Origin of the sequence: Vibrio sp. SCSIO 43086 (genome assembly GCF_051132235.1) — a bacterium.
GTDB classification, from domain to species: Bacteria; Pseudomonadota; Gammaproteobacteria; order Enterobacterales; family Vibrionaceae; genus Vibrio; species Vibrio diabolicus.
Genome location: NZ_CP072677.1, coordinates 2,384,445 through 2,409,209 on the forward strand (window position 1 = coordinate 2,384,445; position 24,765 = coordinate 2,409,209).

28 protein-coding genes are annotated in these 24,765 nt (G+C 44.7%); 10 read left to right on the top strand and 18 right to left on the bottom strand.

Features of this window, described 5'->3' with window-relative positions; all coding sequences use genetic code 11:
* Positions 1-97 precede the first annotated feature (97 nt).
* The 5 genes from J8Z23_RS11320 (at position 98) to J8Z23_RS11340 (ending at position 3,717) form a co-directional block, all read left to right on the top strand.
* The gene (locus J8Z23_RS11320) at positions 98-457 is read left to right on the top strand and encodes a hypothetical protein (RefSeq protein ID WP_047010122.1); all 360 of its coding nucleotides are present in this window, start codon (positions 98-100) and stop codon (positions 455-457) included.
* A 397-nt stretch (positions 458-854) separates the two neighbouring features.
* Positions 855-2,432: an alkaline phosphatase gene (locus J8Z23_RS11325; RefSeq protein WP_134647269.1), complete on the top strand. Its 1,578-nt coding sequence runs from the start codon at positions 855-857 to the stop codon at positions 2,430-2,432.
* A gap of 136 nt (positions 2,433-2,568) precedes the next feature.
* The gene (locus J8Z23_RS11330) at positions 2,569-2,868 is read left to right on the top strand and encodes a ribbon-helix-helix domain-containing protein (RefSeq protein WP_152812084.1); all 300 of its coding nucleotides are present in this window, start codon (positions 2,569-2,571) and stop codon (positions 2,866-2,868) included.
* 151 nt (positions 2,869-3,019) lie between these two features.
* On the top strand, positions 3,020-3,415 hold the full coding sequence (locus J8Z23_RS11335; RefSeq protein WP_005397245.1) for a VOC family protein: 396 nt from the start codon (positions 3,020-3,022) through the stop codon (positions 3,413-3,415).
* 17 nt (positions 3,416-3,432) lie between these two features.
* Positions 3,433-3,717 (top strand): putative quinol monooxygenase, encoded by a 285-nt coding sequence (locus J8Z23_RS11340; protein WP_256949136.1) that lies wholly within the window; start codon positions 3,433-3,435, stop codon positions 3,715-3,717.
* A 69-nt stretch (positions 3,718-3,786) separates the two neighbouring features.
* Here J8Z23_RS11340 and J8Z23_RS11345 read toward each other — a convergent pair whose 3' ends face one another.
* The gene (locus J8Z23_RS11345; RefSeq protein WP_005397241.1) at positions 3,787-5,385 is read right to left on the bottom strand and encodes a mechanosensitive ion channel family protein; all 1,599 of its coding nucleotides are present in this window, start codon (positions 5,383-5,385) and stop codon (positions 3,787-3,789) included.
* A 271-nt stretch (positions 5,386-5,656) separates the two neighbouring features.
* Entirely contained in the window at positions 5,657-6,097 is a 441-nt protein-coding gene (locus tag J8Z23_RS11350; RefSeq protein WP_005384948.1) for a YcgN family cysteine cluster protein, read from the bottom strand.
* A 188-nt stretch (positions 6,098-6,285) separates the two neighbouring features.
* Here J8Z23_RS11350 and J8Z23_RS11355 point away from each other — a divergent pair, with 188 nt between their 5' ends.
* Positions 6,286-6,534, top strand: coding sequence for a GlsB/YeaQ/YmgE family stress response membrane protein (locus J8Z23_RS11355; RefSeq protein WP_005397239.1), 249 nt, complete (start codon positions 6,286-6,288; stop codon positions 6,532-6,534).
* A gap of 127 nt (positions 6,535-6,661) precedes the next feature.
* The gene (locus J8Z23_RS11360; RefSeq protein ID WP_025574470.1) at positions 6,662-6,910 is read left to right on the top strand and encodes a YkgJ family cysteine cluster protein; all 249 of its coding nucleotides are present in this window, start codon (positions 6,662-6,664) and stop codon (positions 6,908-6,910) included.
* Between the two features lie 18 nt (positions 6,911-6,928).
* Here the strand turns inward: J8Z23_RS11360 and J8Z23_RS11365 are convergent, their stop codons facing one another.
* From J8Z23_RS11365 to J8Z23_RS11375, 3 genes are read right to left on the bottom strand one after another with little or no spacing between them, the layout of a single operon-like run.
* Entirely contained in the window at positions 6,929-7,588 is a 660-nt protein-coding gene (locus tag J8Z23_RS11365; RefSeq protein WP_005397228.1) for a helix-turn-helix transcriptional regulator, read from the bottom strand.
* A gap of 28 nt (positions 7,589-7,616) precedes the next feature.
* Entirely contained in the window at positions 7,617-8,894 is a 1,278-nt protein-coding gene (locus J8Z23_RS11370) for a serine dehydratase subunit alpha family protein (RefSeq protein ID WP_301659709.1), read from the bottom strand.
* Between the two features lie 15 nt (positions 8,895-8,909).
* Positions 8,910-9,290, bottom strand: a complete 381-nt coding sequence (locus J8Z23_RS11375) for a RidA family protein (RefSeq protein WP_434633575.1) — start codon at positions 9,288-9,290, stop codon at positions 8,910-8,912.
* A gap of 317 nt (positions 9,291-9,607) precedes the next feature.
* Between J8Z23_RS11375 and J8Z23_RS11380 the strand changes: the two genes are divergently transcribed.
* Complete coding sequence (locus J8Z23_RS11380; protein ID WP_048625843.1) at positions 9,608-10,867, top strand: amino acid permease; 1,260 nt, start codon at positions 9,608-9,610, stop codon at positions 10,865-10,867.
* A gap of 201 nt (positions 10,868-11,068) precedes the next feature.
* A complete protein-coding gene (gene aqpZ / locus J8Z23_RS11385; protein ID WP_434633577.1) occupies positions 11,069-11,767 on the top strand; it encodes an aquaporin Z in 699 nt (232 codons plus the stop codon).
* A gap of 51 nt (positions 11,768-11,818) precedes the next feature.
* On the opposite strand, the gene recR is transcribed toward aqpZ, so the two are convergent.
* From recR to J8Z23_RS11420, 7 genes are all read right to left on the bottom strand, one after another.
* A complete protein-coding gene (gene recR, locus J8Z23_RS11390) occupies positions 11,819-12,418 on the bottom strand; it encodes a recombination mediator RecR (protein ID WP_031780610.1) in 600 nt (199 codons plus the stop codon).
* A gap of 30 nt (positions 12,419-12,448) precedes the next feature.
* Entirely contained in the window at positions 12,449-12,778 is a 330-nt protein-coding gene (locus J8Z23_RS11395; RefSeq protein WP_005380618.1) for a YbaB/EbfC family nucleoid-associated protein, read from the bottom strand.
* 82 nt (positions 12,779-12,860) lie between these two features.
* Positions 12,861-14,966 carry a DNA polymerase III subunit gamma/tau gene (gene dnaX, locus J8Z23_RS11400; protein ID WP_434633580.1) on the bottom strand — a complete coding sequence of 702 codons (2,106 nt, stop codon included), beginning with the start codon at positions 14,964-14,966 and terminating at the stop codon, positions 12,861-12,863.
* An 8-nt stretch (positions 14,967-14,974) separates the two neighbouring features.
* On the bottom strand, positions 14,975-15,520 hold the full coding sequence (apt, locus tag J8Z23_RS11405; RefSeq protein ID WP_005380615.1) for an adenine phosphoribosyltransferase: 546 nt from the start codon (positions 15,518-15,520) through the stop codon (positions 14,975-14,977).
* A gap of 162 nt (positions 15,521-15,682) precedes the next feature.
* Positions 15,683-16,030, bottom strand: a complete 348-nt coding sequence (locus tag J8Z23_RS11410; RefSeq protein WP_043884580.1) for a YbaN family protein — start codon at positions 16,028-16,030, stop codon at positions 15,683-15,685.
* A 72-nt stretch (positions 16,031-16,102) separates the two neighbouring features.
* Entirely contained in the window at positions 16,103-16,234 is a 132-nt protein-coding gene (locus J8Z23_RS11415; RefSeq protein ID WP_005380608.1) for a hypothetical protein, read from the bottom strand.
* Positions 16,235-16,459: 225 nt separating this feature from the next.
* Positions 16,460-17,566 (bottom strand): response regulator, encoded by a 1,107-nt coding sequence (locus tag J8Z23_RS11420; RefSeq protein ID WP_005397213.1) that lies wholly within the window; start codon positions 17,564-17,566, stop codon positions 16,460-16,462.
* A 288-nt stretch (positions 17,567-17,854) separates the two neighbouring features.
* On the opposite strand from J8Z23_RS11420, the gene J8Z23_RS11425 reads away from it, so the two are divergent.
* Positions 17,855-18,730, top strand: coding sequence for a LysR family transcriptional regulator (locus tag J8Z23_RS11425; RefSeq protein ID WP_005397211.1), 876 nt, complete (start codon positions 17,855-17,857; stop codon positions 18,728-18,730).
* Between the two features lie 65 nt (positions 18,731-18,795).
* Here the strand turns inward: J8Z23_RS11425 and purF are convergent, their stop codons facing one another.
* The 6 genes from purF to truA all read right to left on the bottom strand — a co-directional run bounded on the left by purF (position 18,796) and on the right by truA (position 24,735).
* Positions 18,796-20,310 carry an amidophosphoribosyltransferase gene (gene purF, locus J8Z23_RS11430; RefSeq protein WP_005397209.1) on the bottom strand — a complete coding sequence of 505 codons (1,515 nt, stop codon included), beginning with the start codon at positions 20,308-20,310 and terminating at the stop codon, positions 18,796-18,798.
* A gap of 36 nt (positions 20,311-20,346) precedes the next feature.
* Entirely contained in the window at positions 20,347-20,838 is a 492-nt protein-coding gene (locus J8Z23_RS11435; protein WP_005380590.1) for a CvpA family protein, read from the bottom strand.
* Between the two features lie 61 nt (positions 20,839-20,899).
* Positions 20,900-21,493, bottom strand: a complete 594-nt coding sequence (locus J8Z23_RS11440; RefSeq protein WP_434633585.1) for an SPOR domain-containing protein — start codon at positions 21,491-21,493, stop codon at positions 20,900-20,902.
* A gap of 14 nt (positions 21,494-21,507) precedes the next feature.
* A complete protein-coding gene (folC, locus tag J8Z23_RS11445; protein ID WP_434633588.1) occupies positions 21,508-22,770 on the bottom strand; it encodes a bifunctional tetrahydrofolate synthase/dihydrofolate synthase in 1,263 nt (420 codons plus the stop codon).
* A 46-nt stretch (positions 22,771-22,816) separates the two neighbouring features.
* The gene (accD, locus tag J8Z23_RS11450) at positions 22,817-23,743 is read right to left on the bottom strand and encodes an acetyl-CoA carboxylase, carboxyltransferase subunit beta (RefSeq protein WP_005397203.1); all 927 of its coding nucleotides are present in this window, start codon (positions 23,741-23,743) and stop codon (positions 22,817-22,819) included.
* Positions 23,744-23,940: 197 nt separating this feature from the next.
* A complete protein-coding gene (gene truA / locus J8Z23_RS11455) occupies positions 23,941-24,735 on the bottom strand; it encodes a tRNA pseudouridine(38-40) synthase TruA (RefSeq protein WP_005397196.1) in 795 nt (264 codons plus the stop codon).
* Positions 24,736-24,765: the final 30 nt, after the last annotated feature.

Sequence of the window (24,765 nt, forward strand, 5' to 3'; positions counted from 1 at the left end):
CCAAATAGCTTCAGAAATAGAATTTGCCGCCGATAGTAATATAACTGCTTTTTACCCGCACTCAGTGAACGAGTGTCGATGTTCCAAGGAGTATTCGATGAATCCAGTAGGAAGCACTTCTGTTAATAGCTATGCCAAACAATCTGTCGCCTCTAAGCAAACAAGTATTGCACAAGAGGAAGGCAACGCTTCGCCGCTAAAAGTCGAACACAATAAGGTGACACTGTCCACGGAGGGCAAAGCGCTCCTCGCCGCTCTGCAGCAAATCGAACACGACAGTAAGAGAGTAGAAGCAGAAGATAAATCTGTTGGTGAAAAAGTGGAGTCCTTTACACATGGCGCACTTGGCATGGATCACCCTGACAAAATCGAGGAAGAAGAAGACGGCTCATATTCTGCGGGTCAATACCTTTCTGCGGCCCTCACTGTCGGTGGCATCATATTAGCGTTGGTCTAATAATCGTTACGACAATAAATCCTATTTGAATAAATCACTAACTGCAGCCCATAATTTGATACGTCAAAGAACGATATGTCGTAAACGTAGGTTATATACTCCTCAATTCGACCGCTCTTATGACCTTAAAACGCATACTCGTTTATTGCTCCCTAAACTAGGTTTCTTGTGAAGGCACTGAATGGATAACTTTAGTCCATGCTTTCAACTCCTAAGCGTAATCCAAGCCCACGTTTGTGGGCTTTCTTCTTTCTAAATTCACAAACGTTAGAGGTTGATTCACTTTTTCTACAAACCCAAGCAAAGACGACAATTTAGTTAAACTTTTATTACCGACACAAAATCGTCATAAATCATTGTTTTAATGCCAGCGCTTTTAATAAACAAGGAAAATATAATGAAGCGCTTAGTATCTCCAATCGTTACCGCAGTGGCAGCATCAACCCTCTCTTTTAATGCACTCTCGGCCGAAATCAAAAACGTTATTTTGATGATCGGCGATGGCATGGGGCCTCAACAAGTTGGTCTACTAGAGACCTACGCCAAACACGCACCTAACTCGATTTACCAAGGCGAAACTACCGCTTTGTATAAACTCGCTCAAGAAGGTGTGATTGGATCATCACTGACTAATCCAGAAGACGCGATTGTAGTCGACTCTGCGTGCTCTGCAACGATGCTAGCAACAGGAATACCTACCGCTTCTGAAGTCATTGGCATTGATAGCCAAGGCAACCACGTTGAAACCATTTTGGAAAAAGCCAAAAGCAAAGGTAAGGCTACGGGTCTCGTCTCTGATACACGTATGACTCATGCAACGCCAGCCGCATTTGCCGCTCATCAACCACACCGTTCTCTAGAAAACAGTATTGCGGCGGACATGCTAGAAACTGGCGTTGACGTGATGATGTCTGGCGGACTTCGTCATTGGATTCCAAAGTCGACAAACGACAAGGGAGAGACATACGAGCAACTTGAAAAGCTCACTGAAGGTAATGTCTACCTAAAGTCGAAACGTAAAGATGAGCGCAACTTGCTTACTGAGGCGCAAGACCAAGGTTACAACCTGGCTTTCAGCCGCGATATGCTCACACAAGCTAAAGGTGACAAATTACTTGGACTTTTTGCTTACTCGGGCATGAACGATGGTATTGCCTACAGTCAAAGCAAAAACGATCCAAAACGTACGCAGCCATCACTGAAAGAAATGACCACCAAAGCAATCGACATCCTTTCAAAAGACAAAGACGGCTTTTTCTTAATGGTTGAAGGCGGTCAAATTGACTGGGCTGGCCACAGTAACGATGCGGGTACGATGCTGCATGAAATGATCAAGTTCGACGAAGCGGTAGACTCGGTTTATGAGTGGGCAAAAGGCCGTGATGACACACTGATCATTGTTACCGCTGACCACGAGACCGGTTCTTTCGGCTTTAGCTACTCATCAGCAAACTTGCCTAAACCGCAAAAACGCGACGGCGAAGCATTCAAAAATCAAGATTACGCGCCAAACTTCAACTTTGGTCAGTTCGAAATCCTCGATGGTTTATACAACCAGAAGAAAAGCTACTACGGTATGATCAGCGAATTCCAAGCGCTTGATAAGAAAGCTCAAACACCAGAGAAGTTTGCAGAAATTGTGAATGCAAATAGCGCTTTTTCGATTACGCCTGAGCAAGCAGAACGCGTATTAGCAAGTAAACCAAATCCATACCGACTCGCTGGACACAAATACTTAAGCGAAGAGAACGTTCCTACAATCAATGACTTTGATGCGTTCTTTCCTTACAACGACCGTGGCAACTTGCTAGCTCGTGAGCATGCAACAAAGCAAAACACAGTATGGGGAACGGGTACTCATACGCATACCCCAGTCAACGTATTTGCTTGGGGGCCGGCAGAAACTATCCTTCCGGTATCAAAAATCATGCACCACTCTCAGTTAGGTGAGTACTTAAAGCAACAAATCAAATAATCGGCTTGCACTTACTTCACGACTCGTGATGTTCAAACGCTCTCGTAAGGGAGCGTTTTTTTATGCATGAAAATAGTTGACGTTTTAAATAATAAACCTCAATAATTATAGGTCTTTGATTATATGAATGAAGAAAATGTGCGAAATATTTGCTAAGCAGCCCCAAGACAACTATCAGTTCATCACCCGCTCTATCCGTATTGATGGTCACGCCACAAGTGTAAAACTTGAAGCGAGCTTTTGGACGATTCTTGAGGAAATTGCTAACGCTCAAAACATGACTGTTCCTAAGTTTATTAGTACGGTCTATCAAGAAGCGCTCGAATACAATGGTGAAGTAAACAACTTTGCCTCCCTACTCCGCTGCGCCTGTCTCACTTACGCTCTCCAGCCTAAAGAGACGATTCGTCAAGCACTGACACAACTAAACACTTAATAACAACCAACTGCTAACCAACCTACCAATAACCCTCATAGGCTATGCAACAGAGTTGTAAGCCATTGAGCATGTTCTAATTTGTCGTACTAGAGTACTACCCAGACTCCTTTTGAACTCGCTAACCTATGCGGACTATCAAGGAGTACCCATGACAAAAATGATTCACACCATGATCCGAGTCAGCGATCTGGACCGTTCTCTACAATTTTACCGCGACGTACTAGAGCTAGAAATCAAAGACCAATACATCTTTGATGGTTTTTCTCTGACCTATCTAGCCAACGAAGAAACTGGCTTTGAATTAGAGTTGACACACAATCACGATCAAACTGAGCCTTACACTCACGGCTCAGGCTACGGTCACCTTGCTGTCAGCGTAGAGGACATCGAACAAACTCACAAACGCATAAAATCTCTCGGTATTGAAGCGGGTGACATCAAAGCTTTTGATCACCAACAAAAGCATTTGGCAACGTTCTTTTTTGTGACTGATCCTGATGGTTACAAAATTGAGTTCTTACAACGCCAAGGGCGTTACCTATAACAAAAAGAGTAAACATCATGATTCACTTGACTGCTACCTTTCACGCACAACCGGGAAAAGAACAGGAACTGAAAGCAGTGCTCACCCGAGCACTTGAACCCACTCGCAATGAAGAAGGTTGTGTTCGTTATCAGTTATTCCAAGATAAAGACAATGCGTGCCACTTCGTTTTTCAAGAGCAATTTAAAGACCAACAAGCGTTCGATCTTCATGGTGAAACAGAACACTTTGCTCTTTTGATTAGCCAAATCGACAACTTGCTAGAATCCGAACCGAAATTGGTGTTCTTTAACGAACTGTAAAAACACCGCTTAATGCAAATAGAAAGGCACTCTTTACTAGAGTGCCTTTTCGTACTGTTGTGGCTGTGATTACGCGTCTTGCTTCTCTACCATGTGCAAATGCACATCTTGTTGTGGGAAAGGAATCGAAATGCCTTCTCGGTCAAAGCGCAGTTTCACTTCTTTTGTCACATCCCAATACACGTCCCAATAATCATCAGTTTTTACCCAAGGACGAACAATAAAGTCTACAGATGATGTGTTTAACGTATGCACTTTGATCATCGGCTCTGGTGTACGAAGTACTGCAGGGTGAGAAGTAATGATATCAGACAGCACTGACTCGGCTTTCAGCAAGTCATCCGCATAACCAATGCCAAACACCATATCCACACGGCGAATGCGCTCGTGTGTGACGTTCTTAATCACATCTCCCCAAATTTTACTGTTAGGTACAATAATAATTTGGTTATCAAACGTACGGATTGTGGTGTTCACCAAACTCATATGGCTTACCTTACCATCCACACCACCAGCATACACAAAGTCACCAACATCAAATGGGCGATAAATAAGCAACATCATACCCGCCGCGAAGTTGGACAAGGTGTCTTGTAAGGCGAAGCCGATAATCACACCAGCAATACCAAAACCGGTTAGGATCGGTGCTAGGTTCAATCCGAGCTGAGATAGGCCCACCATGATACCAATCACCCACACGAATTTGCCGGACATTGAGATAAAGAAGTCCTGCATCAAGTGTGAGAGTTTTAAGTTTTTCGATGAAACCGCCTTGCTGACCACTTTGCGCGTTAACTTCGCAAGCCCACGAGCGATCAATAAAATCAACGCAAATACAAACAACTGGAAAATGTGCTGTGGCGCATTTTCGGCAAACCAGTCTAGTGCCGAGTTGGACCAATGGCTCAGTATTGACCACACTACTTTAGTATTCAGTAAATCGTGGGTGATATTCCCTGTCACTTCGAAAATTTGGCGTTTATATTCGGACGTTTCTAAACCGACTTTATCGCCAATCGAAATTAAGTTGCGTAGGCTTTCCGTCGCAATATTCAGTCTTTGCTTAGTAATAAGCTGACTTAGCTGCAGTGACGCTTTTTCCGATTCAGGGCTTGACGAAAGTTGAGAGCCGATGATCTCACTTTGCTGACTCAAGTACTCAATTGAGGCAGACAGCAAACGCATGCGTTTATCAACTTTATCCTTTAGTTCCGCTTCTGCGCGCTCATTTTGAGCCCCTAACTCTTTCAGCCAAGCAAGGTTTTGCCAACTTGAATCGAAGCTGACATCGAGGTAATGCTGTAACTCTCGGTAATCATTTACAAGAGCAAGTTTCTCTTCATCCTTGGCTTTATTTAAATCTTCAACGACTTTCTTTATTTTTTCCGACAGATAGTTCGTGGCGTCCTCGGAGTATTTTTCCTGCTTTTTAACCAAGGAGATCAATTTGTCACGAGGGATAGTTTCACGTTCAATCGCTGATGCTAACTGACTTCTTAACTCTTCATTTTTTTGGAACAGCTGCAGTTGAAGCGCGTCGCGCTCATCACCACTCGCTTGCGAGAGACCTTGGGATAAATCCACAATTTCTCGATTCAAGTTATCAATAGAAGTTTCGGCAGCAGAGGGCTCTGGCGTATCCTGAATATCTTTCGCATTGATGACCATCGGGGCCATCATACCGAGGATGAGCGCGAATAATGCCACCCAAGATGTCAGGCGTATTTTCTGGGGGAAATGAAACGTCATGTTTACCTCTTAGGGAACAGTTCTGATCAAAACGACCAAGAATAGAAGTGTAAAGCCTTGAAATTATATACCTAAGTTTACAACACTAAATAATAAACTGAGCAGCATTTCGTTAGTTGGGCGTCAAAGTTGAGAAACCCAATAACAAACAAGCCTTTCATTATTAGATGAAAGGCTTGTGTACATTTAACTACGGGCGATTGGGGTGATTCAGAATGTGGTCTTCCCAATCCACCACATCAATCTCATATACCACTTTATTGCGGACACTTTCGCCCGCCGCGTGCATCGCAGATTTCGAGCCCGTAATCAACGGATGCCATTCTGGTAAAGGCTGTTTTTCAGCCAACAGGCGGTAAGCGCACGTATGCGGCAGCCAAGTAAAATCGTCAATGTCTTCGCGCGTCAGCTTGGTGCACTCTTCACCCGAAGTAAAACGATTTGGGTAATCCTTACAAGAACACGTTTTGCTATTTAACCAGCTACAGGCCACATTGGTGTAATAGATTTCGTCGGTATCTTCGTCCATTAGCTTATGCAGGCAACATTTACCACAACCATCACAGAGAGATTCCCATTCCTCTTCTGTCATCTGCTCTAACGATTTACTTTGCCAAAATGGAGTGCTCATACTTCAGGTCTCACCAAGGGAATTTAGGGGGCGATTTATACCCCTCTCGACGCAAAAGTTCAAGTTTTGAGAAGATCTCGAATCATTCACACATAACAGTAGAGATATTCAACTACTTTCGCTTTACTGTTCTATCCTTAAACGAGTTTCCATTACTCAATTGATCAAGAAGGCATTAAGGAGTTTTCATGGGTATTATTTCTTGGATTATTTTGGGCTTAATCGCCGGTGCACTCGCAAAATGGCTCATGCCAGGAAAAGATGGGGGTGGCTGGATTGCGACAATGCTACTCGGTATTGCTGGGGCGTTTGTCGGCGGCTTTCTTGGCGGTATTCTGGGTTTCGGCGGGGCAACTGGCGTAAATATCGGTAGCATAATCACCGCAACGCTAGGCGCATTTATTCTGCTGTTTGTTTACAACCGCTTCTTGAGATGATCACAACGGTTTAGAAGCCAAAAGGAGCACTCTATTGAGTGCTCCTTTTTATTTTTTTCTTAGGCGACTCTTCCAATCCACGTCAAAATGACCATAATTGCCCCTCAATTTTTAAGAGGTTTACATTATGGATTGTCGACTAGGATGCGGAGCTTGCTGTATTGCGCCAAGTATCTCTTCACCGATACCTGGAATGCCCAAGGGCAAACCAGCAGGTGTTCGTTGCGTACAACTCAACGATGATAATTTGTGTAAGCTGTTTGGTAAGCCTGAGCGCCCTAACGTTTGTCACGATTTTAAACCGTGTCCGGTTGTGTGTGGCAAAACCAACCAAGAAGCGCTCGACAACATCACTGAGCTAGAGCAACTTACTTAATCTATTCAGAGCCCCCGTTTAGTCGTTACCAAGCTCTCGTAAGTACAAGTAGATGGTATCGCGCGAAATGCCAAGATGGTTTGCAACCATTAAAACAGCATCTTTGTATTTAAAAATGCCTAAGCCGTGCAGTCGCGTCACCAGTTCACGGTTACGTTTAGAAGGCGCAATGGCTTCATTTTCCCACACTTCTGTTTGCACGGTTTCTATCGTGCTGATGATGGTTTCATCGATATTACGCGCAAACGTTTCTGGTGAGCGAGCACCACCAACACAACACTCGGTGTGTTGCTGAGGCAGCATTGCCTTTAAAAACGCCTGCATCGGTGCATCCATATCCACGTTGATACACAGCAAACCAATCGGTTTGTTTTTTGGATTTCTGACAATTGTCGTAATGGAGTGCAAGGTCTTTCCGTTCGACGTTTTCGTCAGGTACGAATCAGAAACGTCCTTGCCCTCTCTTAACTTCATTCTCGCTAAGTTGGTAATTGGGGCACCTTCACTGCGTTCCGTCACATGCCCATTTGCGATTTTGATGATTTCCGGCGCTTCGGCATCTAAACTGTGGAGAACCACTTCAGTGTGTTCACCATACATACGTGCAATGCCATCCACGACGTTTTTCATAGAGTTCAAAATATCGAGATCACTCTTGGTGAGTTTCTTTAGTAGCAATGTTACTTCCCTTAGCAAAAACTGGAGGTTAGGCCGACATAATATCGATAATAGATTTGTCAGTATACGGCATACCGAAACGAACCATTGAGCCAACATTTCTTATCGTTTGCTCAACTTCTTCGCCTACTATACCTTGATTCTTAACACTGTGGTTACCCATCGCCATCAAATATGAGCGCACCGCCGTTGTCGATGAAGTACACACTTTCATCGCACAAGAGGACTTCGCACCATCGCACACCATACCTGAACTGTCGCTGATGACGTTTTGAATGGCGTAGCATGATTGCTCGAATGTACCACCAGCTAAATACACCAGCGCCATAGAAGCTGCCGCACTGGTAACAGTGTTGCCACAAAATGCGGATAACGGTGGGTAATAAGATTTGATGTAAATAGCCCCTAAATGACTCATGATCAACGCGCGAGCCAGCTGTTCTTCGTCGTTTTGAAATGCTTCTGCGGCAACTACAACTGGCATTGTAGCGGCAATACCTTGGTTCCCACTGCCGAAATTGCTCATGGCTGGCAACGTCGCCCCTCCCATGCGAGCATCAGACGCCGCTGATGTCATCATCTGTATACGACTCATTAAGTCATTGCCCAATAAGCCTTGCTCGATGTTGCCTTTTAGCGTGCGTCCAATTTCTAGGCCGTAACCTCGGTCGATACCCTCTTGAGCCAGCAAGGTATTAAGCTCTGCAGCTTGGAGAATAAATTTGATCTCTTCAAAAGGCGCTTGAGTGGCAAACTCATAGATTTGTTTGATCGAAATATCCACACCTTCACAAACGGAAGCGGTTGCAACGCGTTGCTGTGGTGGAGCATCAAAAATCACGTCGCCATTGCGCGTGATCTGGATAATGTTGGTGTGACCGCCACTGATCGTAACCGAAACAACATCGTCATCAGAAGTGAGCGTTACGCTGCAATAAATGAATTCTTGCGTATCCATGCGCGCTACAGTTACCCGCTCTTCATCTATCAATTGTTGCGCAGCAGCGACATCCTGCTCATTAATCCGAGCCAACACTTCCAGTTCTGCTGTTGGGTCACCGGCTAATGCACCAACTGAGGCGGCAATTTTGAGGCCTATCTTGCCCGTTCCGGGTACGAAAACACCCATCGAGTTTTTAAATAGGTTGTCTGAAACACGCACCTCTATCGCATCAATATCGGATGTGCCCAACTCTTTTCTAGCAACTGCTGCCGCGTACGCAGCAGCAATGGGTTCTGTACATCCTAATGCAGGTTTCACAACTTGCTTAATGATTTGGATATATTGTGTCCATTGCTGGTTCATGCTCTGTTCTCCGTATTACTTTTTATGAGCAATCGCTTCGACTTCAATTAACACGTCAAGAGGCAAATCTTTCACTGCGAAGCAACTGCGTGCCGGACAATCTTGTTGGAAAAACTCTGCGTAGACCTTGTTAAACTCGGCAAAGTCATTAATATTCGATAGGTAACACGTTGTTTTTAAAACAGTATCGATACTGCCACCACCAGCCTCTAAAACGTGCTTCAAGTTAGTAAGAGATTGATGACTTTGTGCACTGATGCCGCCTTCAACTACTTTTCCTGTTGCCTTATCAACGGGTAATTGGCCAGAAGTAAAAATCAAATCGCCATAGCTAGTGCCATGTGAATAAGGTCCGATAGCAGCAGGCGCGTGTTCAGATGAAATCAATTTTTTCATTTTTAAATCCTCACATAAATTTTATTTTTTATTAAGAAGTTTCTAATTTAACTTCCGTATTAGCGTTATTTTTTCAATTAAATATGAACCAAACAACTAGATCAGATCACAAAATTCGTTAAAAACTCCAATTTATTTGAACTTCCTCGCCAAGATCTCAAATTTATCTGAATTTTCCACAAAAAAATTGGTTATATACATTTTCTCAATTAAATTTGAGAAAAATTCATACTAACAAGAGAAACAATAAAATGAGCGTGACAGCACCTACACAAACCTTACCCATCGGTAAAGAGCCACCGCACGTAAAAGCAGGCATGGCCCTAGATGAGTGGAAAGCCGCGATCAAGTTTGATAGCACAGACTGGGGATGGGTGATCATGAGTATCGGCATGGCAATCGGCGCCGGTATTGTTTTTTTACCAGTAAAAGTTGGCGTATTGGGCCTTTGGGTATTCTTGGCCTCTGCCGTAATCGGCTACCCAGCGATGTACTTGTTCCAACGCCTTTTCATCAACACTCTCTCAAGTTCACCAAAGTGCCAAGATTACGCTGGCGTCATTTCCGGCTACCTTGGTAACAAATGGGGGGCGTTATTAGGTGTGCTCTACTTCATCATGTTGGTGATTTGGGTCTTTGTTTACTCAACAGCTATCAACAATGACTCGGCATCTTTCCTACATAGTTTTGGCATCACGGAAGGTTTATTGTCTGAAAACCCGCTATATGGTCTGGCTTTAGTGTGCGCGCTGGTCGCTATTGCATCTCGTGGTGAAAAGATTTTGTTTAAGGTCAGTACTGGTCTTGTACTGATTAAACTTTGTACCGTTGCATTACTTGGCGTCATGATGATCGAAAAATGGGATGTAGCGAATGTCGGTGCAATTCCAGAAACAGGCGCTGGTTTGAAAGATGCAATTGAGCTACTGCCGTTTACTCTAACGTCTATTCTCTTCATTCAAAGCTTGAGCCCAATGGTGATCTCATACCGCTCAAAAGAAAAATCGATTGAGGTTGCTCGCTTTAAAGCCATGCGCGCAATGAAAATTGCTTTCGGTATCTTGTTTGTGACCGTCTTCTTCTACGCGATTTCCTTTACGCTTGCGATGTCACATGAACAAGCGGTTAAAGCAGCAGAAGAGAACATCTCTGCTCTTGCGATGGTTGCGCAAGGTATGGACGGCACGACGCTAAAACTAATGAGTTTGATGCTGAATATTTTCTCAGTAATGACTGCGTTTTTTGGCGTGTACTTAGGTTTCCGCGATTCTTGCCAAGGTCTAGCGATGCTGGCTCTAAAAAAGGTCATGCCTGAAGAGAAAATCAATAAAGACTTAGTCACCAAGGGAATCATTCTCTTTGCTATTCTCATGGCGTGGGGTGCAATTGTATTGAATCTACCAGTTCTGAGCTTCACATCAGTATGTAGCCCTATCTTTGGTTTGATTGGCTGTTTGATTCCAGCTTACCTTGTCTACCAAGTGCCTTCTTTACACAAATACAAAGGCGCGTCGCTTTACTTGATTATTGCGACTGGTATTTTGTTGTGCGTATCACCTTTCGTCGCATTTAGCTAAAACCTACTTTGCCTTGGCTGTTACTCAGGTAGTGATGGCCAAGGCAACCTTAAGATTCAACCTCTCCTTGCTTTTCTCTCATCCTTGAGAACTCTTGCCACATACCGTCCTATTTGCAGTCTTTGCGCGATCTCCCTCACACTTTATTGACAATTCTCGACTATGTTCAGCGGGTCATTTAAGTAGAAATTAGGAAATAACATGAACAAGTATTTGGCAGAGGCTTTTGGTACGTTCTGGCTAGTATTGGGCGGCTGCGGTAGCGCAGTGTTGGCTGCAGGTTTCCCAGATGTTGGTATTGGTCTGCTGGGCGTTGCTCTGGCCTTTGGTTTAACCGTTTTAACCATGGCATTTGCAATCGGTCATATTTCAGGTTGCCATTTGAACCCTGCTGTGACGGTTGGCCTTTGGGCAGGCGGTCGTTTTGAGACAAAAGACGTTGCGCCTTACATCATCGCACAAGTGATCGGCGGGCTGATCGCTGGTGGCATTCTTTATGTCATCGCGACAGGACAAGCTGGATTTGATGTTGTGGGTTCTGGCTTTGCCGCCAACGGTTATGGTGAACACTCGCCGGGTCAGTACTCCATGCTTGCTGCGCTAGTTTCTGAAGTCGTGATGACGATGATGTTCCTTATCGTAATCATGGGGGCGACAGACAAACGTGCACCTCAAGGTTTTGCACCTATTGCGATTGGTTTGTGTCTGACTCTTATTCACCTGATCAGCATTCCTGTCACAAATGCCTCAGTAAACCCGGCTCGTAGTACAGCAGTCGCGATATATGTGGGCGACTGGGCAGTTTCTCAATTATGGCTGTTCTGGGTTGCGCCTATTTTGGGTGGCGTACTTGGTGCAGTCATCTACAAAAATCTTCTTGGTAAAGAATCGAACGATTAATCGTTCCCAACTCCCAAAATCAAAAAAGCCGCTGAATTCAGCGGCTTTTTATTAAATTCTGTGTCGACCTAACAGCGAGTGTGACAACGTCGTGCCATCGACAAGCTCAAGTTCTCCACCGACAGGCACACCATGCGCGATGCGGCTGGCATCAACTTGGTGTTCTTTACATAGCTCTGCGATGTAATGTGCAGTGGCTTCGCCTTCAACCGTCGGGTTTGTTGCCAAAATCACTTCGGCTATATCACCGCGACGTAAGCGGTAATCAAGCACATCCAGCCCAATATCACTTGGACCAATACCGTCTAGTGGTGACAAGTGTCCCATAAGAACAAAGTATCGACCAGAATACTGGCCCGTTGCTTCGACTGCAGCAATGTCTGCCGGGCTTTCTACCACACAAATTTGACCATTTTCTTGGCGTTTTGGGTTAGTACAAATATGACAGACTTCTTCTTCGGTGAAGGTTCGACACTCAGTACAATGACCGATTTCTGTCATTGCCTGGCTAAGCGCATCTGCAAGTTGCAAACCGCCTTTTCTATCGCGCTGTAACAAATGAAAGGCCATACGCTGCGCTGACTTGGGGCCAACCCCAGGTAGACAACGTAAGGCCTCCATCAATTGCTCCAGCATATGACTGGTACGCATTAAAAGTCCGCTTAATTAAATATCAGCAGATTAGAATGGCATTTTCATACCTGGTGGTAGTTGCATACCGCCAGTTACAGAAGCCATTTTCTCTTTTTGAGTTTCTTCAACACGACGGGCCGCATCGTTGAACGCCGCAGCGATCAAATCTTCAAGCATTTCTTTGTCGTCTTCCATCAAACTTTCATCGATGTCAACACGACGTACGCTGTGACTACCAGTGATAGTAACTTTAACTAGGCCAGCACCAGACTCGCCAGTTACTTCCATATTCGCGATTTCTTCTTGAAGCTTTTGCATGCGATCTTGCATTTGCTGGGCTTGCTTCATTAGGTTGCCCATACCGCCTTTACCAAACATGTTTATCTCTCTGGTTTAATGAGGTGTTGCATCAATTAATGGGGTTATACCTTTGGGTTTTCAACCCCATTCCATTCGATTATTAGATAGGGCGCACACTATCTTTATCAAGCTCTGCAGCAAAACGACGTTCAATAAATTGAACATTTGGATCGTTTTCTAAACTATTCAGAGCTTGCTGTAATTTCTCTTGATAGAGCCTATCTCTAAGTTCAAGTGGTGTTTCTCCACTCTCCCCTATTTCGATGCTCATGTGGCACTCTTCACCTAACACGGTATTAAGTGCTTTAAGCAATTCGGCTTGAGCTCTATCAGTATTCAAATGAGCTTGGCTGCTTCTCAATAGTAACGAAACGGTTGTTCCTTCCTTACTATAATGAGAGTTTAGCGCAAGTTGCTCTACCAGCTTAGGGATCTCCATTAAGCTGATTAGCTTCGCCCATTCATTATGTTCTAACGATTCATCGATGAGCTTTTGTGCCATTTCAGGCGTTTTCTCATGCTCAAGTGCCTGCTTGAGCTGCGTAGGTGTCAGTTTTGTATTCACTTTTGTCTCAACAGGCTTGCTTGGACGCCAGCGATACGCTTCCTCAACTTGTGGCTCCGTCGACTTCGGAGCTGAGTTTGGCGACACCTGCGCGGAATTGCCATGCAATTGCGCTACTCGGTCGATAACCGATTCTGGTTGTGCAGATGCCGCTTTAGGCTTTTTTGAGCCACCATTTTGAGGAGTGTTCTGTTGTAGGCCTTGACGCTGAGAGCGTAATTGGTGACGTAAACCGCTTAGACCACCGCGCGCCGATGTTGAAACGCTCTCTTGCACTTGTTGAGGTGGCGTTTCATGCTGCGGCGCTGGGTTTTCGCTCATCGGCGGCGCCATATCATACTGTGGCGGAACCGTCTCATATCCACTCGCGTGATACTCAGGTTGCGAATTGGATGAAGGTTGAGGCGCCACTTGTGGTGTGCTTTGTGCTGGATTCGGCTGCTGAGCTCGAGGAGCAGCGATTGTCTGAGCTGGCGCAGTCTTTGGCTGACTGGCACTTTGAACTGGTACTGAAGCTGGTTCGCAGTTACTGGAAACAACATTTGCCCCACTGTTATTTGATGGGCGGAACGCCATCATACGCAGTACAATCATTTCCAGACCGACTCGCCCATTTGGCGAGAGGGTCAAATCTTCACGACCTTTCAATGCAATTTGGTAGTAAAGCTGAACGTCTTGCGGACTTAGTGCTTTACTCAACAACTCGATTTTTTCTGCATCTGGCTGCGCTCGGTCTAGCGACGCTGGCAACGCTTGATACATCGCAATTCGATGAAGCTGTGTTGCGACTTGCTGCAACAAACCATCCCACTCAACACCATTTGCCGCTAATTGCTGGATTTTATCCATGGCTTGTTGAGGTTGCTTGCTGCTGATTGACTCTAGTAAGTGAATCGCTTGGTCGGTATCAATCGTCCCCAACATGTGGCTGACAATATCGGTTTGCACCGCACCGTTACCTAAAGCAATTGCTTGATCGGTCAAGCTGAGAGCATCACGCATACTGCCATCTGCAGCATGTGAAATCATACCCAGTGCTTTTGGTTCTGCCGATACTTGCTCTTGACCCAAAATGTAGTCGAGTTGCTGATGAATATCATCAACGCTGATCGGTTTGAGATGGAACTGTAGACAACGCGACAATATAGTAACTGGCAGCTTTTGTGGATCGGTTGTCGCGAGTAAGAACTTCACATACTCTGGCGGCTCTTCCAGGGTTTTCAACAACGCATTGAAAGAGTGACGCGATAGCATGTGTACCTCATCGATGAGGTACACTTTAAAACGTCCACGAGCAGGTTTGTATTGAACGTTGTCTAACAGTTCGCGAGTGTCTTCAACTTTAGTACGTGATGCCGCATCGATTTCAAGAAGATCGACAAAGCGACCTTCATCAATTTCACGACAAGTATCGCACTTACCACAAGGTGTCGCGGTAATACCGGTTTCGCAGTTCAAGCCTTTGGCAAACAACCTACCGATACTCGTTTTACCCACACCACGAGTCCCGCTGAACAGATAAGCATGGTGTAAACGGTTTTGCGCCAGTGCGTTTTCCAACGCCGTCAGGACATGTTTTTGTCCGACAACTTGGTCAAACTGATTAGGACGCCATTTTCGCGCTAAAGCTAAATAACTCATTGAATGTATTAATGTCCTTCAAAATCGCAAATGCTGTATACGTTTAGACCTAGTGCTTCTAAACGTTTATCACCACCGATTTCTGGTAGGTTGATAACGAACGCAGCGTGCTCAACTTCACCGCCCAGTTGGCGAATCAGCTTAGTCGTCGCTTCAATAGTACCGCCCGTTGCTAATAAATCGTCGACAACCAGTACTTTGTCGCCTTCAACGATGGCATCTGTATGGATTTCCAGTGTATCAACGCCGTATTCAAGCTCATAAGATTGAGCAACAGTAGGACGTGGTAGCTTGCCTGGTTTACGCACTGGTACAAAACCAACACCTAGCTCAAGCGCTAAAGGCGCACCAAATAAAAAGCCACGAGCTTCCGTACCCACAACCTTGGTAAAGCCCATATCTTTGTAACGTTCAACAAGAAGGTTGATCGTCGCTTGGTATGCTTTTGCGTCTTCAAGAAGGCTCGTCACATCACGAAATAGAATGCCTGGCTTTGGGTAGTCTTGGATGCTTTTGATGCTAGATTTGATCAGTGAAATTGTTTCTGTAGTCATAATACCGATTTACTTAGATTGGCTCATCGCCCTCTCTAATCGCAGTATCACGAGGGCAACGAACAATAGGTTTTCACCACTATGTGCTTATTTTCGTAACAGTCACAGGCGCTGAAAATACAAACGCCCACTCGAAGAGCGGGCACACTATTCTCTATAATCTTAGTGATTTTCTTCTCTGTCAGCAACCAACTCAATCACAGGCAGACGCATAAACCAGCCGAGTAAAACGATTAGCATCACTAAAAGACCAATTTTCACCCAAACAAGGGGAACAACAACGATTGAAACCATGAAACTAAGTGCAATAAAAATGGCGCCACGCTGTTTTACTTTTGAAGTAACAGCCCGGTGCTTATGCCAATTATCGAGAATCGGTCCAAACGTTTTGTGGTTATGTAGCCAATGATGAAATGCGGGGCTACCACGCATAAAACATGCACTAGCAAGTAGAATGAAAGGAGTGGTGGGTAAAAGCGGAAGGGCTATGCCGGCAATGCCGAGCACAATACAGAGTCCACCAACGGTATTGAAAAAGTAACGCTTAATACGAATGGTGAACTCCGGTACAAAATAGCTAGATTAAAAGCCTGCGTAACCATTCATTACACGAAGCCAGGTTAGCGTTGCAGGTAATGTTGGAATTAAAAGTACTGCAATGAAACCTAAAAAGTAAAAAATATTATAAGGCTCTTTAAAATCTTTGTCTGCCATGATGTATCTTCTCACTAGTTGACTTTGCTTCTCCCAAGGCACAGCGTTAAATTATCGTTGCACAAATGGGTCATTATTGTTTTGGGCGTTGACTATACCTTAAACAGCCAAATCTAAACACCAGCAAAAAGTAAGGTTATTGTTCGAGCATTTGTTGTTTTTTTGTGGTTCTAAAAAGACAATAAGCAGCGCCAAGACGCTGCTTATTGTGTTATGAAGTCAGAATTATACCAGTCGTGATTTCCGGGCAATATTTAAGCTAAAACTTGAAGAGCCTAAACAACCGATGGATAACTGACCAGCAACACCTAGCGGTAAATCTCGGGTTATGAAGTTTTTCATACTTCCTGCCCCTAAACAGTTACCTGCCGCGATATGTTGATTAGTATTTCCGTCAGACCAATGACTATCTAAACCCGCAGGCAGGATAGAAACGGAAGACGAAGCCAGATCGGCGACACCAAATACAGCATTAACCGCACCAGCGCACTCTGAACACTCGATTCCTTTTTCAATGATCCCTACCATATCCTTCAGATCAGCACTGAAACTCTTCAAATTACGCAGGTAATCGTCAAACAAAGCCCTAACAAGCAATGTCGTCGCGACACCATCATTACTCTGGGAAGCAGAGTCAACGAGATAGAACGCAAACTGCCCGTTCATTAACCAACGATAATCGAACACCAGTGGCATAACGTCCGTCGATTGCAATAAACGGTATGAGCAGCGCCAATCACCTTGAGAAGCATCTTTCTCTGGCAATAAAGCATGCAGTAAATCTCTTGCAGCACTCGGGTTCTGCTGCAAATACTCTAGATGCCAGTGAAGCTCTTGCTCATCTGGGATTTCGCCACCGTCATCGACTCGGAACCACTGACTTGAAAAGTCTCGCTGTTCGGAGAAATGGCTATCGGTATCTTCGAGCGTATTGTCTATCGCCTGAGATAGGTGCTCATAATTACCTATCGGTTTAGGAAGAAAATCTTTAATACCAAATCGCAACGCTTTCGCGACATCGGACATTTCATCCGTGCCGGATACCACGATAAGCGGCAAGTATGGATATTCAAGACTGACTTCTTCGACGAATTCAATGCCATCTAACACCGGCATCGATAAATCACACAAGATAAGATCGGGTTGGCATTCCCTGAGTTGTTGAAGCGCCTCTAGGCCGTTTTCAGCTTCTACTACTTTAAAACCCTGACTTTCTAAATAAGCATTGGTTACTTTACGAAATATTGGATCATCATCCACCAACATAATTAGTTTTTGATTAACCACTTCCTGTGCCGAGACCATTGCCGTTTGACTGTGAGTCTTAAACATACCTTTACACCTCACAAAGCTAAGTCAAAAAACAGATTTATTATTAAGTCATTATTTTTGTTGTGTTTACATCCGGCGAAACGTTGCGCAGCAAGACTTGAGGCCGTTCCGCCTTGTTATAAAACGTAGCTTGAAAACGGCGTTTATACAAATATTACGGGGTATAACAGTATTTACTCAAACAGGGTTGCTGTGTTCAAATGATGCAACATGTTGACTTAAAGCAAGCTTTGATCACAAAGTTAATTATAAATTAGCCGTAATCGGTAATTTAATGTGTCTGGAAATATGAAATTAGATGACTTAAACCTGTTTCGACTGGTTGTCGAAAATGGGAGCTACACCGCAACTTCGCGAAAAACCATGATCCCGGTTGCGACCATCACCCGACGCATTCAAGCGCTAGAAGACTCTGTCAATCTTCGACTGTTGAACCGTCACGCTCGCAAACTCTCGCTTACAGAAGCCGGGGAACGTTTTTACCATGAGTGCTCTCCTTTGCTACAAAGGCTAACCACGGCAGCAGAGGAAATCACTGACGACTGCCGAGGAGCATCAGGCAAGATTAAGATATCGGCGCCTTATAACTTAACTAAGCGCATGATGATGCCGATGTTCAACAGCTTTATGAAGCAGTATCCGGACATCAATATCGAACTAACGACAGAAAATAATGCAGACAAGCTTGACCCGACTGAATGGGATGTCATTTTTCGAGTGGGGCCCCAACGTGATTCTAGCCTGATCGCACGCAAGATTGGCGAAGTGAAGGATATTCTTGTCGCAAGTCCTGACTACCTTGCCTCGAATCCGGCACCAAACCACGCAGAAGAGCTCTCTAACCATTCATTGCTAAAAGGCTACCCTCTTATCAAGTGGACCTTAATTAATAGCAAAGGCGAGTCTGTAGTAAACGTTGATCGTGGTCGCTTTCAGGCGAATGCACTAAATGTAGTACGCAGTGCTTGTTCCGAAGGTTTAGGCATCACGCTAATGCCAGATGTCATGATCAAAGAATACATCGAAAGCGGCGATTTGGTACGCATACTGCCAGATTGGAGTGCAAACCCGCGCGACATTTATATGCTTTACAACCACAAAGATCACCTGCCAGAGAAAGTTCGTCTCTTTATCGACTTTGTGATCGCTTACAACATTCACTAATTCGATAGCGAATACAAAAAACCAGAGCCGGAGCTCTGGTTTTTTTACGCCTCAAGAAACGCCTATTATGCGCCTTCGTTATGCAGCTCTAGGTTTGCTAAATCCTGTTGGATTTCAAGTTGTGTTTTCGCATCATCGTTACGAAGACCATCTAAGAAGTCTAGGTATTGTTGGTCAATATCACCCGTTACGTATTCGCCGTTAAACACGGATGTATCGAACTGAGTAATATCTTGGTTTCCAAGGCCGACAGCCTCAACCAAGTCTTCTAGACGTTGATAAATCAATGCATCAGCACCAATCTGCTTACAAATTGTATCGTTGTCACGGCCATGAGCAATAAGCTCGGTAGCACTTGGCATATCAATGCCGTACACGTTCGGGAATCGAACTTCTGGTGCTGCTGATACCATGTACACTTTCTTAGCACCAGAATCACGTGCCATTTCGATGATTTGTTCTGACGTAGTACCACGAACGATAGAGTCATCCACCAGCAACACATTCTTATCTTTGAACTCCGAACGAATTGCATTCAACTTGCGACGTACAGATTTCTTACGTTGTTGCTGACCAGGCATGATAAACGTACGTCCCACGTAACGGTTTTTCACGAAGCCTTGGCGGTAAGGGATATCGATCGCTTGAGCGATTTGAAGTGCGATATCACATGAAGTTTCAGGGATAGGAATAACGACATCAATATCAAGATTTGCGTAGTCTTCACGAATACGTTCGCCTAACTTTTTACCCATTTCAACGCGAGCACTGTATACCGAAATTTTATCGATGAACGAGTCTGGACGAGCAAAATACACGAACTCGAAAATACAAGGGTTCAGCTTAGGATTGTCTGCACACTGCTTCGTGTACAGTTCACCGTCAAACGTTGCGTAGATCGCCTCACCAGGTGCAACATCACGAACAAAATCAAAACCGACGGCATCCAATGCTACCGACTCAGACGCAACCATGTACTCCGCTCTGCCATTAACTTCACGCTTACCTAAACATAGAGGGCGAATACCGTGTGGGTCACGAAACGCAATCATACCATGACCGATAATCATGGCAGTCACAGCGTAAGCACCACGAATTGTGCGATGCACATTGGTGACTGCGCGGAATACGTCTTCTGTCGTGACATTTCCTTTTACTGAGTCAATTTCGTGCGCCAGTACATTTAGTAATACTTCGGAGTCTGAAGTGGTATTGATATGACGGCGATCTTTTTCAAACAGCTTTTGACGAACTTCGTTAGCGTTGGTCAAGTTGCCATTGTGGGCAAGTGTAATACCGAAAGGAGAGTTTACGTAGAAAGGTTGAGCTTCTGAAGCACTTGAACTGCCTGCTGTTGGGTAACGAACATGACCAATTCCGACCTCGCCTTGCAGGCGCTGCATATGTCTTGCTTCAAATACATCCTTGACTAAACCGTTCGCCTTGCGCAGACGAAAACGATTGCTTTCTATGGTACAAATACCAGCGGCATCTTGGCCACGATGCTGTAACACCGTTAACGCGTCATAAATAGACTGGTTTACAGGCGTTGTGCCCACGATTCCAACAATACCACACATGTCCTAATCCTCGATTTGCGACAGTAGCTGGCACTACTAGATAGTGCCAGACAGAAAACTTGATGTTGCTTGTAAATGCTCGAAGAATGGGGCGATGATACGGCTGAACTCAGGGATCAACTGTGAATCTTTCCACCAATCCGAGCTTGGGAATGCAGTAAACGCATCCATAAAAAACAGCACCGCAGAAACAATTAAGACTCCGCGTAGACCACCAAATACAATCCCAAGAATTCGGTCCGTACCTGATAGCCCTGTTTTTTGTACCAGTTGACCAATGACGTAATTCACCACTGCACCAACTACCAAGGTCGCGACAAATAAAGCCGCAATCGCCGCTCCGTTACGAAACATGTCATCTTCGATGTTGGTGAAGTACACCGCCAATTTGGCGTAGTAGTTGCTGGAGATAAAAAACGCTCCAAACCAAATCACCAAAGACAAAGCTTCTTTAGCAAAACCGCGAACTAAACTGATCAGAGCTGAAAATCCGATCACACCTAAAATGATAAAATCTATCCAATTCATGTTTTCTTCATCTTAAGTTGGCGCGCATTTTAACAGAAAAAATGCTGACGCAAACGTTTTCTTATGGATTTAATGGCTTAAATTTAAGCAATTGACCTTTTGAGCCTGTAATTTTTTGTAATTCCTTGACTTGCCGTTCAAGTTTACTTTTTGACACATCAGGACCAACAATCACTCTCGTAAACTCGTTTTCTTTCTTTGTATGAGCTTGATAGCCACGCTTTTGCAAATCAGCGACAAGCGCGACCGCATTTTCGTGATTCTTAAGCGCCATCAACTGAATGATCCAAGCAGAATCTTCATATTGATTTTTTTCTTGCACAGGACGAGTGGCCACCTCAACTTGCTCTGGCTGTTTGATGACCTCTGGTTTAGGCGTCGGTGTTGGGTCAGGCTCAGAAGCAGCCACTTGGGCGCCCTCTTGATCCTGCACCACCGCTTCAACTGGAGAGTCCGGTAACGCTATGTCGTCTTCCACTGGCTCTAATATTTCGAAGTTTTCCACATCACTATCAAGTTCAGGTTTGATAGGAATACTGGCAAATTCTTCTTTGTAGTGCAGTTTCTTACCATCTAGCACATCGGGAAGAACAATCACTCCGACTGCGACTAGAATGATGGTGCCGACTAAACGACTTTGGAATTTACTTGCCATCAAAATACCTTTGCTTATTTATTCTTTGATTGCCAATGTTCCAATACCTCTCCGACAGTATGGAATGAACCAACCACCAGAATGACGTCTTCTTGCTTTGCGTGGCTTCTTGCATTCTCAAAGGCGTCAACAGGGTTTTCAAAATGAACTTGCCCATCGGGTAAGTATTGGCACAACTCTCCAGCAGTCGCCGCTCTCGGTCCGGTTAGCGACGCTGGATACCATTGTGTTGCAATTGGAGTTAGCGCTTCAATGGTTGCTTTAATGTCTTTGTCATGCAGCATCGCGACTACAATATGGATATTCTTACCCAAATATTGGTGCTTCACTTTCTCTACCAAATACTCAGCAGAGTGCGGGTTGTGCGCGACATCAAGGATTATCTCCGGCTCGTGATGCAATATCTGCATGCGCCCTGCCAGGCGAGCATTATTCAAGCCATTGACAATGTTTATGTCAGTGATTTGCAATTCCGATGCTCCCAACGCCATCAATGCTGTTGCCGCGTTTTGTAGCGGTAACGATGGGACAGGTAAATCCTCTAACGCAAATGCGCCACTGCTCCACTTCCAACCATTATTAGTTAGTTGGTAATCATACTGAATACCAACTTGGAAGAACTCAGAGCCAATATCGTCAGCATGAGCTGCCACGGTCGCCGGTGGCATTGGTTGACCACAAATTGCTGGCTTCCCTGGACGGTAAATGCCTGCCTTTTCAAAACCAATGACATTGATGTCATCACCAAGCCAATCCACATGATCGATCGCTAAGCTCGTAATAACAGAAACATCATGGTCAACAACGTTGGTGGCGTCTAGACGGCCGCCAAGTCCTACTTCAAGCAACACAACGTCGACTTTCTCTGCTTGGAAAATACGTAGCGCAGCAAGCGTACCGAATTCAAAGAGGCTAAGGCTGATATCACCACGCTGCTTTTCTACATAGTCGAATGCTTCACAGTGCTTTGCATCTACAACGTCGACGCCATTAATGCGTACACGCTCGTTGTAACGAATCAGGTGCGGAGAGCTGTAAACACCGACTGAATAGCCAGCATCGAGTAAAATGGCTTCCATTAACGCACACGTTGAGCCTTTGCCATTGGTTCCGGCAACGGTGATTACGGTTGGAGCTGGTTTGGTAAGATTGGCTTTGTTTGCTACCGCTTGGACACGGTCTAAGCCTAGATCAATTGCTGAGGAATGAATATTTGCTAAATAATCAAGCCACATCTCTAATGAAGATGTGGCTTGAGGAATTGGGTTTTGGGTCATCTAACTTTAACCATTAAATTCTTTGGTTTTTATGTTAGTTGATACTTTACCCTTTTTCGTCCGCTTCTGGTACAGAATATGGCTCTTCATTTGGAGATTCGTTAACCGAAACCACCAAAGGAGACTTGTGGTTAGTCATCTTAGCGATTAGACCACCCACACGCTGACGCATTTCACGACGGTCAACGATCATATCAATCGCACCGTGATCAAGCAGGAACTCACTACGCTGGAAACCTTCAGGAAGATCTTCACGCACTGTTTGCTCGATAACACGACGACCAGCAAAGCCAATCAGCGCCTTAGGTTCACCGATGTTGATATCACCCAACATAGCCAAACTTGCTGATACACCACCCATTGTAGGGTCAGTTAGAACCGAAATAAACGGCAGGCCTTTTTCTGATAGACGCTCAAGCGCAGCACTGGTTTTTGCCATTTGCATAAGAGACATCAATGCCTCTTGCATACGAGCGCCACCACTTGCTGAGAAACAAACAAGTGCACAATTGTTTTCAATTGCTGCATCCACCGCTTTTACGAAGCGAGCACCAACAACTGAACCCATTGAACCGCCCATAAAGGAGAATTCAAACGCACACGCCACAAGGGGTAGACCAAGCAGTTCACCTTGCATCACAACTAGCGCATCTTTCTCTCCGCTGTTTTTTTGTGCTGCAGAGATACGCTCTTTGTATCGCTTAGAATCTTTAAATTTCAGTTTATCCTGTGGCTCAAGTTCGGTACCTAATTCAACTCGATTGCCTTCATCTAAAAACGTTTCCAAACGACGACGCGCTTTCATGCGCATGTGATGGTTACACTTTGGACAAACTTCTAGGTTACGCTCTAGTTCAGCATGGTATAAAACCTGTTCACAAGAGGTACATTTAGTCCACACACCTTCTGGGATAGAAGCTTTGCGTGAACTTACTAGGTTGCTTTTCTCTAAAATCTTTTCAAGCCAACTCATGGAAGACCTTTTCTCTCAACTCTTCCGCTTCATTGCGAAAGATATAAATTCGACATAATACCGACGGATTAAACCATATCTTGCAGCTACTGTAGATAAAAAACTGGTTGTACCTATTTTTGATATCATAAATAGCGTATGTTTTCCGCTCACATTCAATGTAAACACTACCGATATTTTGAAATAAGTTTGTAAAATTAGTTCAAATTATCTGGCAAAAACAGTGGACCGATCGGCACTTCAGGTAACCCAAATTCTTCTGGATAGTCTACATCTACCAGGTACAGACCTTCCGCTTTCGCTGTCGCACCCGCTAGTTTGCGATCTTTAGCCTCTAGCAACCATTTGATCCATTCAGGACTCTCTTCACCACGTCCAACCTTTATCAAGCTACCCGTGATGTTACGAACCATATGATGCACGAACGCATTGGCTTTAATATCAATAACCACATAGTTCCCATGGCGCGTAACGTTCAGATGCATCAAGTTTCGAAATGGGCTACGAGACTGACAATGCGCCGCACGAAACGACGTAAAATCATTTTCACCAAGCAGATACTGCCCTGCCTCATGCATTTTTTTCTCGTCGAGCTCACCATGATAGTGGCTCACACCAGAGTTTAAGATGCCAGGTCGTAAAGCATGATTGAAAATAATGTAACGATAACGGCGCGCTGTCGCTGAGAATCGTGCATGGAAATCATCTGGGACTTCCTTAGCCCAACGAACCGCTATATCACTCGGCATGTTCGCGTTTGCGCCCATGGTCCAAGCTACCATTTTTCGAGTAACGTTGGTATCAAAGTGCACAACTTGTCCTGTGCCATGCACGCCAGCGTCTGTCCGACCAGCACACTGCACTTCAACTGGGTGATTAGCAATAACGGACAATGCTTTCTCTAGCTCTTCTTGGACACTTTTCACTTCTCTTTGGCGCTGCCAACCAAAGTAGTTTGTACCGTTGTACTCGATACCTAATGCGATTCTCATCTTAACCTTCGAACTCTAAAATGGGGCGGG